The 9,820-nt window shown below is 42.8% G+C and carries 7 protein-coding genes and 1 pseudogene; 4 read left to right on the top strand and 4 right to left on the bottom strand.

Annotated features, from left to right (window positions below):
• Positions 1-1,017 (bottom strand): DUF4347 domain-containing protein (locus RMZ42_RS23995; RefSeq protein ID WP_322673763.1); only part of this gene is annotated, 1,017 nt, incomplete at its 3' end.
• A 402-nt stretch (positions 1,018-1,419) separates the two neighbouring features.
• Here RMZ42_RS23995 and RMZ42_RS23990 point away from each other — a divergent pair.
• Positions 1,420-2,568, top strand: a complete 1,149-nt coding sequence (locus tag RMZ42_RS23990; protein ID WP_322673762.1) for an alanine--glyoxylate aminotransferase family protein — start codon at positions 1,420-1,422, stop codon at positions 2,566-2,568.
• A gap of 429 nt (positions 2,569-2,997) precedes the next feature.
• Here RMZ42_RS23990 and RMZ42_RS23985 read toward each other — a convergent pair whose 3' ends face one another.
• Together RMZ42_RS23985 and RMZ42_RS23980 are read right to left on the bottom strand one after the other, a co-directional pair.
• Positions 2,998-4,425: a DUF456 domain-containing protein gene (locus RMZ42_RS23985; protein ID WP_322673761.1), complete on the bottom strand. Its 1,428-nt coding sequence runs from the start codon at positions 4,423-4,425 to the stop codon at positions 2,998-3,000.
• A gap of 648 nt (positions 4,426-5,073) precedes the next feature.
• Positions 5,074-5,370 (bottom strand): hypothetical protein, encoded by a 297-nt coding sequence (locus RMZ42_RS23980; protein WP_322673760.1) that lies wholly within the window; start codon positions 5,368-5,370, stop codon positions 5,074-5,076.
• Positions 5,371-5,637: 267 nt separating this feature from the next.
• Here RMZ42_RS23980 and RMZ42_RS23975 point away from each other — a divergent pair.
• Positions 5,638-6,411: pseudogene (locus tag RMZ42_RS23975) on the top strand (MlaE family ABC transporter permease).
• A gap of 150 nt (positions 6,412-6,561) precedes the next feature.
• Here RMZ42_RS23975 and RMZ42_RS23970 read toward each other — a convergent pair.
• On the bottom strand, positions 6,562-7,008 hold the full coding sequence (locus tag RMZ42_RS23970; RefSeq protein WP_322673759.1) for a hypothetical protein: 447 nt from the start codon (positions 7,006-7,008) through the stop codon (positions 6,562-6,564).
• Positions 7,009-7,392: 384 nt separating this feature from the next.
• Between RMZ42_RS23970 and cruF the strand changes: the two genes are divergently transcribed.
• Positions 7,393-8,301 carry a gamma-carotene 1'-hydroxylase CruF gene (gene cruF / locus RMZ42_RS23965; protein WP_322673758.1) on the top strand — a complete coding sequence of 303 codons (909 nt, stop codon included), beginning with the start codon at positions 7,393-7,395 and terminating at the stop codon, positions 8,299-8,301.
• Between the two features lie 223 nt (positions 8,302-8,524).
• Entirely contained in the window at positions 8,525-9,748 is a 1,224-nt protein-coding gene (cruG, locus tag RMZ42_RS23960; protein WP_322673757.1) for a 2'-O-glycosyltransferase CruG, read from the top strand.
• Positions 9,749-9,820 lie beyond the last annotated feature (72 nt).

The following is a 9,820-nucleotide window of genomic DNA, read 5'->3' as shown; positions in this document are numbered from 1 at the left end:
CGCTACCAGAATCTTGCCATCGTCTTGCAGGGCAATGCTGTAGGCTATGTCAGTACCGCCCAAGTTAGTAATGACCTTGCCAGCAGTACCAAAGCTGGTGTCGAGACTACCATTGCTGTCGTAACGTACTACAGCAAAGTTACTACTACTCGCTCCCGCTACCAGAATCTTGCCATCGTCTTGCAGGGCAATGCTGTAGGCTATGTCAGTATTGCCGAAGTCAGTAGTGACTTTGCCATCACTATCAAAGCTAGTGTCGAGACTACCATTGCTGTTGTAACGTACTACAGCAAAGTTATTATTACTCACTCCCGCTACCAGAATCTTGCCATCGTCTTGTATGACAATGCTTCTAGCAATGTCACTGGTATTAGTACCAATATCAGTAGTGACCTTGCCATCACTATCAAAGCTGGGATCGAGAACTACAGATAGAATTGAAGCGTACGCTGTTATTACTTCATGCCGAAACGCTAAACGAGGAACAATAGGTGCTGTAGAAACCTCCAGTTCCCAATCACCACCTAATGCAGCACTCCCTGTCAAGTCATCAGAGGCAGCTACTACTGCACCTGTCAATTCGCTCAGACAGCGTATAAACAATACACCTGGCTCGGTTTGAGCGACTTTGCAACCATATAGCAGTAGTTGTGCGTCTTCACCCAAAGCATTTGCCCAACCCATAAGTTGGGCTGCGTAACGATTGAGTGTTTCGTTGTTGAGTTGACTGTTGCCCAAATAGATGTACCCAGGTGCGCCGTGGGAAACAATGTGCAGACTATTGACTTTCTGATGAGACTCTAGCACTTGACTAATTTGCTCAATGCCATCTTGGTTGGCATCTAAGACTACAACTGAGGTATCTGGTAATACACCCATCACTAGACTTTGGTAGTCATCAACCTGTGGGTCAATAAAAACTAGGCGAGTAGGATACAAGTCTAAAGTTGGTTTAATATTAATGCTGTTAGATATTTTGTGTATAGTAAAATTTTTATTGCTACTATGCTTTATCATAATTTTCCAAGAGTAAATCCCTGATATTCAGCTAAAATGAAACTTTTTGCAGATCGTTTCTTGTAGTTGCTTTCACTTTCAATTTAGGAATAAAATAAATCCTTTCCCTCGGTAAATCCACTAGTTTAATTAATGAAGATTTAGAAATTTTGGGCATAGAAAGTAGCTGAAACTTTTGATAAAAAAACTCAGTAAACATCTATATACCGACGTTGCATATTTGCGAGATGATTTAGCAACGTCCAAATTTTCCCTTAGTTTCCCCTGCTTGCCTCAATTCATACCACTGTTCTGCAATGCCCTATTCCCAGATTTCCTGTTCCCTCCCTACACAAGTAAGTTCAGGAATCAAATCGGATTCCTATATGATCCGGTAAGTATCGTCTAAATGAAAAGAGATTTATGACGCAAACAATTTCAATTAACGACTCTGGGCGCTTGCAACTCACGCCGCTAGAAATCCCATCCCGTCTGCTGTTGGGGCCAGGGCCATCTAATGCCCATCCCACAGTTCTCCAAGCGATGAATACTTCACCCGTTGGGCATCTTGACCCAACTTTTCTCGCACTCATGGATGAAATTCAGTCGTTGCTACGCTACGTATGGCAAACAGAAAACTCACTTACCATTGCAGTCAGCGGTACGGGAACAGCTGCAATGGAAGCAACCATTGCCAATGCTGTAGAACCCGGTGATGTAGTTTTAATCGGTGTAGCTGGTTACTTTGGTAATCGCCTTGTGGATATGGCTGGACGTTATGGCGCTGATGTGCGAACCATTACCAAACCTTGGGGACAAGTCTTCAACTTGGAGGAACTTCAAACTGCCTTAAAAACTCATCGTCCAACTATCTTAGCTTTAGTTCATGCTGAAACTTCCACCGGCGCACGTCAACCCTTGGAAGGGGTCGCTGATTTGTGTCGTGAATTTGGCACTTTATTATTAGTGGATACGGTGACAAGTTTGGGCGGCGTCCCCTTGTTTTTGGATGCTTGGGGAGTTGACTTAGCCTATAGTTGTAGCCAAAAAGGGTTAGGTTGCCCGCCTGGTGCTTCTCCTTTTACAATGAGTGCGCGTGCAGTTGAGAAATTGCAACAGCGGCAAACGAAAGTTGCAAACTGGTATTTAGATATGTTGTTGCTGGGTAAGTATTGGGGTGCTGAACGCACCTATCACCACACAGCACCGATTAATTTATACTATGCATTACGGGAAGCACTACGTTTGCTTGCAGAAGAGGGATTAGCAAATTCCTGGCAGCGGCATCAAAAGAACGTAGAATATCTCTGGGAAGGTTTAGAGAATTTAGGACTGAGTATGCACGTTGAGCAAGAGTATAGATTACCAACGCTTACCACTGTCCGCATTCCAGCCGGGGTAGATGGTAAAGCGATCGCACAGCAGTTACTCAATGAACATAATATTGAAATTGGCGGTGGTCTTGGCGAACTCGCAGGTAAAGTTTGGCGCGTGGGATTGATGGGCTTTAATAGTCGAAAGGAAAGTGTTGACCAACTTTTAGCCGCATTGCGGCAGGTTTTGCCTAAGTAGTTTTGATATATGGTGCGTTAAGAGTAGCTTAACGCACCTGAGAAAAAGAGCATCGGGCTAACTTCACTGCGAGAAAAAACCAACAACCAGCAGAGGCAAAAGTATTAAAACAGATACAATCAAAACCAGAGTTGCCGGCTCGACTTTAATCTGGTTCTTCTCTGGATCGCGCATTTGGCACTCCTCGAACAATCAATATATTACCTAAGCCTAAATGATGGTTACTTTTTTTTCCAAGCCCAATAAGGTTTAAAAGTGTAAACTTTTTAGCCCATCAGCTTATTTCTTCCAAGGCAATTTAGTCCCCATTTCAGTTAAAGCTGAGAAGATAAGATAGAGAATGAGTAACCCAGCCGCCGCAAAGAAAGCGAGTAAATCGTTATCCATAAATGCCCGACGCTAAAACTTCGCTAATCATAGCGGAATTATCTAATCTTTAGCATTTTTCTGAGTCTGCAATCTTTGATCTTCTGGGTGCAAACTGTACCAGCCATACCAGTGACGAACTGCTAGCCAAATCGCTGAAAGCAAACCCGCCAAACTAAGGGTTAGTCCGCTAAACGGTATTAATAATCCAAAAATCGGTAGCACTGCTCCAGCAATAGTGGCGACGATCGCAGCCAGGGAAGCACTGCGGCTAGCTCCCAATCCCCATGTTAAAATTAGTAAAATGATGGAAATGAAAGTCCAAGCCAACTGAGCATTGATAATGCGAGCTAGATAGGTCAAAGTTAACAGACAAGCAAAGAAAATACTAGCAGCGATCGCAATATTTCTAAAACTCATTGGCAGTGACAAATATAATAATAATATCCACCACAAAAATATTGCCGGGGCTAGCAATAAAAGCCGGGGAATGATGCCAGTATGACGAATGGGTTCGGTGTTGGTAAAGACTCCAAAGGGATTTTTGACTGAAACATTATCGTCAAATATCCAAGTAAACTGAGTACTGCGTCCGTTAACTTTAATCTCATTCGGTACAACACCACTAGCAAAATCAGCCGGAGCAAAGTTGGCAATTGCTGTGAGGCGAAAATTAGAAAGCAACTGTCCCGTTGCACTATAAACCCAACGCGGCCCGCCTTGAGCCTGATAGGTGACTCGAAAGGTAGTTTCTTCTCCTGGTTGCAGCCGGAAGGGAAAGCCATAGTCTCCCGGATTGGTTTGTTGTAACCTAGTACCGTCACGCTCAACTTTGTAGCTAGCAAGCAGTGTGTAGCCGTTAGGTGGCGGTGTTTCAAAGAAAAAATTATTAATATCCTTGAGTTGGTTAACTACTTTATAATCAGCAGTGTAATTTACCTGATAAATTGAACTGCGGCCTGGAACATCTACACTTTGGTCAAGCTTGACTTGTATTTGCGAACCAGCCAACGTTAAGAAGCGGTTGATTTGTCGTGTCTCATTTACCTTGACAATTTTGCCATTAACTTGAGTGTTATAGGAGTATGGCTCCTGGATAGAGTAGCGGACTTGAGGCGCAAATTGTTCGAGTTTTTCACCTGCGACACTTTGGGCCACTTGAGCCACCTTTGTTTGTTCCCAGTAGTGATAGCGATTGCTCAAAGTCGAACAGAGAAAAAATCCCGGTACTAACAAGACTAATACTAGAGTTAAATGCTGTAATCCTCGCAGTAGTTGGGAATAACGCACAGCCCATTCGCCAATGAATATAAATTGTTCCGGCTGGCTGCGACGCAGAGAAAAACTGATGAGTGCGATCGCAACTCCCAAAGCTACAATCAAAAATACTAATAACAGTGAAGCTTTGAGCGCCTGGGTTCCAAATTGAACAAGCTCAACTGGATGCGTCAAATCGGGTAATCCGGGAATACCTTGAGCAGAAGATGACATTGGTTGATTTTTGCAGAATTTGGAGAACCAGACCAATAAAATCTCTTAAAAGTTTCTTGACAATAGTTTTATTTGATACCCAGGCAATTGAGAGAAGTGCTGCGTTGGCGTAGCCAGCCGTAGGCATCGTGTCCCTAACTTGCTCGACTGTAACTTAACGTGAGTTCGATGAATCTCTCCCGAACAACCTACCTCTCCCACGGGGAAAGGGAGGAGCAACGAGAAATTAGGGTTTTGGCTCTTCTCTGGGTGTCCAAGAGGGGTTGGGGGAGAGGTTAAAAAAGGGCTTGTCGAACTCACGTTAACTTGGTATAAACACCAAAAACCCGATCGTTAAGACCGGGTTCTTGAGGGAAAACAATGGGGATATATTCCCCGAAGGTTAGTTATAGAGGTTCAGTATAATATCGATGCTCTGATATTTACTACCACGCCATTGTTACCCATTCCGGAAAATTAGCTAAGAATTTTTGACTAGTCTTCTTTGATCTCCTAACATACAGCAACCTACTGGTAGCATCAGCGTGTAGGATTGATAAATATTAATTTTCCGGCTTTTGCTAATGAACAATGCATTTGGTAGCTGGCAAGAATGGTTAACAGTATTCACCTATCTAGGTTTTACCGTCTTCATTATCTGGCGAGTGTTTACCGCCGAGAAGAATTAAAAAAGCTGCATATCATCTCACCAGGGCCTTTTTGCTCAAAGGGCAAAATAGTCCCAGCTTGTTGAACCTTGACTCGTTCGCGACAATTGTAAACCTCTGTAGGTCTTTTTATGCCATCTACGCTAACAATTGCCTTGTATTCCCAATAATTTTTGGCACTTCGGCTGATACTGAGAATGCAAATCTGGTGGCGTAGACCGTCGTAGACAGCGTAATTACGGCATACAGATGCAAAAGCTGGATATACCACGGAGAAAGTTAGTATTAATAGCAACATAAATATTATGTATTGAATCCTGCTCATAAAAAATTTTTTAACATTATTTGGAAATATTATTAGATTTTTCAACCCTTTGAGTTGATTCAATTACTTTTCCTAGTTTGACGGACGAGAGATTGCAACCCCATAACACACAAAGCATGAGTTAATTGAGAAAGTCAGATTACATCTGGCTGGGTTCCCACCATTTGTATCTGTAGTCTGATTTTGGAAAATTGATATAACAACAAATGTGCAAAAAAGTCAGTCGTAAGGACGATAAAATTGCAACCAAAAACAAAATTTGAACAATCTGGGATTACACGCTGTTTTGCAGCAATACTGCTCTTTGGTCAAGTATGGCTACATTTACTCCAAGGGAAAACCTACTATCGCAAGATTTTGCAACATCTTGTTACCGCTGGGCCAGGTTCTATCTCTCCAGTTCTCCTTGTCAGCGGTTTTGCCGGAATGATTTTTACTATTCAAACAGCGAGAGAATTAGTGCGATTTGGCGCTGTTGATGCAGTGGGAGGTGCTTTTGCCTTAGCTTTTTGTAGAGAATTAGCTCCAATTTTGACCGCTAGTATTATGGCGGGACAAGTAGGTTCTGCTTTTGCAGCGGAAATAGGTGCAATGCGAGTCACCGAACAAATTGATGCACTTTATATGCTCAAAACCGATCCAATTGATTATCTAGTACTTCCTAGAGTAATTGCTTGTTGTTTGATGGTGCCTTTGATGACGATTTTGGCTTTAGTTACAGGCATCACTGGCGGAGTTTTTGCCGCATCAAAGTTTTACCAAATTATTCCCGAAACATTTTTAGAATCAGTCAGAAATTTTTTATAACCATCAGATTTGTTTATTATTTTGCTAAAAGGGTTTATTTTTGGAGTGCTGGTTGCTGTCATTGGCTGTAGTTGGGGTTTAACTACGAAAGGGGGAGCAAAGGAAGTAGGGGAATCGGCAACAAAAGCAGTTGTTACTAGTTGGGTATCCATTTTTATTATGGATTTTTTCCTATCTCTACTGCTGTTTGAACAGCCTGCATTTTGAACCCAAGTAAGTATTGAACAAAACAAAATTCCCAACTTATTAAAAAGTCGGGAATTTGAGCTACAAAGGCAATTGTAGGTAAATAATACTGCTTCTAAAGGATTGGCGTAACCCAACCCAGGCATAGCTTGCTTTTTCGGGTATACTTCATCACGTTAACAGAATTTGGGAATATATGAACTTGTAAATTAGCGCACCCAAAGCTAAACCTCCCAATGAAAAGATCGAGGCAGTCGAAAAAGCTAACCCTTCCTTAAGACCAGCTCTTTGAAAGTCTATCCTGACTAATATAGTCGCTGAAATGATGAGTAAAGTATCAAGAAATATCCGAAACCAGGCAATCATAATAAAGAATAAGAACGCTGCTAAGACGGCAACAGCAAAAGCCCTGGTATTTGATTGCAGGAAAATACTGTAGTAATATGTCATCCTTGGCCAAGGAGCGGTCAACGTTATGATTAAAAGCAAGATAGCAATTACAGTTGCCACCCACACAAATATAGGAGCACGTGTTTCTGATATTACCCAGCCCAAAGTACTGTAACTCAGCAGTACTAGTGCTAGGGACACCCAAGGAACTCTTTTCAAAATTGACATGGGTTTATATTTTTAGTACAGGGTTAAGGTCTTATCGCATAAATAAGTTTACTAACTCAAGACTTTATTTTGCTTGAGGATTTGCTTAGTTTATGATAATTGTCCTTCCTTAAGCATATCCCAGTATCAAAGGAGTTTTTTCCGATACGGGTATTAGTGAGATAAGAAACCAGAAGTTCTTACAGATAAAATTATGTAGATTTTGAATATATGGCTTAAACTAGTAGGTTTAGCATCATATTTTATAACTTCAATCAATAGACTTTTATGCTATTCACAAGAAAGCTAAACAAGTTTGTCGAGAATTGCGGTACAAAGTAGTTAAAGATTTGTAAACTGTTAGCAGCCGAGTAGCCGCGTGTCACATCTTGTTAAGGAATTATCATGAAACAACTTATTATTGCTGAACGCGTATGCCTCATTGGTCATATCGCGTCAAAAGCCTTTGGACTGGTAGGGATGCTACTGGTAGTACCCAATGCCGAAATAATTTTCAACTTATCGCAGGTAGGAGAAACTGCTGTACAGTTAAGTATGGCTGGCGGCGGTGTAGTAGATATCATCTTAGGGACAGTAGCTGTCTCTATTTATGCCTACCGGACTTTGGGATTAGGAACTTGGCTAGCATTTATGCTACCGTCTATGTTTATCTCTTTGGGAAGTGAACTACTGGGAACTAGTACAGGGTTTCCATTTGGTGATTATAGCTACCTGAGTGGCTTGGGTTATAAGATTGCGGGGCTAGTTCCTTTTACAATTCCTTTATCTTGGTTTTATGTTGGGCTGTCGTCTTACTTAATTGCAAGAACTGGTTTGAAAGTGGCTCAAAAACCCAGTTGGGGTCGCCATATTGCTGCGATAGCCGTTGGGGCTTTGCTCTTCACTTGCTGGGACTTTGCCCTTGAACCGGCTATGAGTCAAACTTCTCTGCCCTTCTGGTATTGGGAACAACCAGGAGCTTTCTTTGGAACACCTTACCAGAACTATATAGGTTGGTTTGGTACTAGCGCTCTGTTTATGAGTGTGGCAGGATTATTGTGGCGAAATACCTCGATTAAATTAGAGCGATCGCAACTAAATCTGCCTTTAGTCGTTTATTTAACTAACTTTGCATTCGCCGCTGGACTCAGTTTGGCCGCTGGATTCTTTATCCCTGTGTTACTTGGCTTATTGTTAGGTATAATTCCGGCTATGGTGCTGTGGTCAAGGAGTTCAACCACACCTGCTCAAGTTACTGTTGAACCAGTAACCAAAGAAGTATCAGTAGCAAAGGTTGAAGTTGCCTTGAAATAAGTCTAGAAATTAGGGAGTGGAAAGTAGAGGGGCAGGGGAGCAGGGGAGCAGGGGACAAGGGGACAAGGGAACAAGGGGACAAGGGGACAAGGTGACAAGGTGACAAAAGTTTAGAACTTACAACAAGTCTTTCCCCTTGTCCCCAATTCTCCTTGTCTCCAAGTCTTCTTTCCAATGCCCAATGCCCAATGACTAATGACTAATGACTAATGACTAATGACTAATGACTAATGACAACGCTTTGATAGCAGAAAGCGCTATCTCTCTTTTATTGCTACTTATCCAAGTACCAGCAACGGCGATTCTGTTTTCGCGCCTATTAAAAGGCCCAAGACGCCATCCTCCAATAGAACCCCAACAACCGACACCTGAGCTTTTGGGTAAGGTTAGCGTCGTTGTTCCCACACTGAACGAGGCGCTTCGCATTAGCCCTCTGTTGGCTGGTTTAAGTCAGCAAAGTTATGAAGTTCGGGAAATTATGGTTGTAGACAGTAAATCGAGTGATGGCACCCCCGATTTAGTCAAAGCCTCACAGCAGAAAGATCCCCGCTTTCGCCTGATGACAGATGATCCCTTACCCTCTGGTTGGGTGGGGCGTCCTTGGGCATTGCATAACGGTTTTCTATATAGTTCAGAGGCTAGTCAGTGGTTCTTGGGGCTGGATGCTGATATCCAACCGCATCCTGGTTTAGTTAGTGGTTTGGTGAAGACGGCTGAAGTACAGGGCTACGATTTGGTTTCTCTTTCACCCCAATTTATTCTCAAATATCCTGGGGAGTGCTGGCTACAACCGGCTTTGTTGATGACTTTGCTTTACCGATTTGATCCAGCGGGGATCAATACAGAGCAACCAGAACGGGTAATGGCAAATGGGCAGTGTTTTTTGTGTCGTCGCTCTGTTTTAGCTGCTGTAGGTGGTTATAGCAGTGCCAAGAGTTCTTTTTGTGATGATGTCACGTTGGCACGCAATATTGCTATCCAAGGTTATAAGGTCGGCTTTTTAGATGGCGCAAAGGTATTAAAGGTAAGGATGTATGAAGGGGCGATGGAGACGTGGAAAGAATGGGGGCGGAGTCTCGATCTTAAAGATGCAACTTCTCGCTCTCAGTTGTGGGGAGATTTATGGCTACTCGCATCTGTTCAAGGTCTACCCTTTTTAATTGTCCTGACTTTTTTGTTGATTTCTCCTACTCTCTCCTACTTGCTACAGACGCGATTAATCGCGTCTGTACCTATTCCCCCACTCCTGCTGCTGGGACTGAATTTATTCCTGCTGGTGATTCGCTTTGCGATGCTAATAGCGATCGCACCTTCTTACGATCGCACAAACGCTAAAGGTAGGTGGTTATTTTGGCTTTCCCCTTTAGCCGATCCCTTAGCTGTGCTACGAATCTTTTTATTTGCATTCCATACCCCGCGCGAGTGGCGAGGACGCAAGTATATATAGTGGGGCATTGGGCATTGGGCGTTGGGCATTGGAAAGAGGACTTGGAGACAAGGAGAATTGGGGACAAGGGGA

This window comes from Nostoc sp. DedQUE05, assembly GCF_034530955.1.
Taxonomy (GTDB): Bacteria; Cyanobacteriota; Cyanobacteriia; order Cyanobacteriales; family Nostocaceae; genus Nostoc.
Note: the sequence above shows the minus strand (reverse complement) of the source record. Positions and strands in the feature narration are given on the sequence as shown.

Excerpts from the sequence above, each read along its gene's own strand:
- RMZ42_RS23990 (WP_322673762.1), top strand. The coding sequence starts at position 1,420 with ATGACGCAAACAATTTCAATTAACGACTCTGGGCGCTTGCAACTCACG.
- RMZ42_RS23985 (WP_322673761.1), bottom strand. The coding sequence starts at position 4,425 with ATGTCATCTTCTGCTCAAGGTATTCCCGGATTACCCGATTTGACGCAT.
- RMZ42_RS23980 (WP_322673760.1), bottom strand. The coding sequence starts at position 5,370 with ATGTTGCTATTAATACTAACTTTCTCCGTGGTATATCCAGCTTTTGCA.
- RMZ42_RS23970 (WP_322673759.1), bottom strand. The coding sequence starts at position 7,008 with ATGTCAATTTTGAAAAGAGTTCCTTGGGTGTCCCTAGCACTAGTACTG.
- cruF (WP_322673758.1), top strand. The coding sequence starts at position 7,393 with ATGAAACAACTTATTATTGCTGAACGCGTATGCCTCATTGGTCATATC.
- cruG (WP_322673757.1), top strand. The coding sequence starts at position 8,525 with ATGACTAATGACAACGCTTTGATAGCAGAAAGCGCTATCTCTCTTTTA.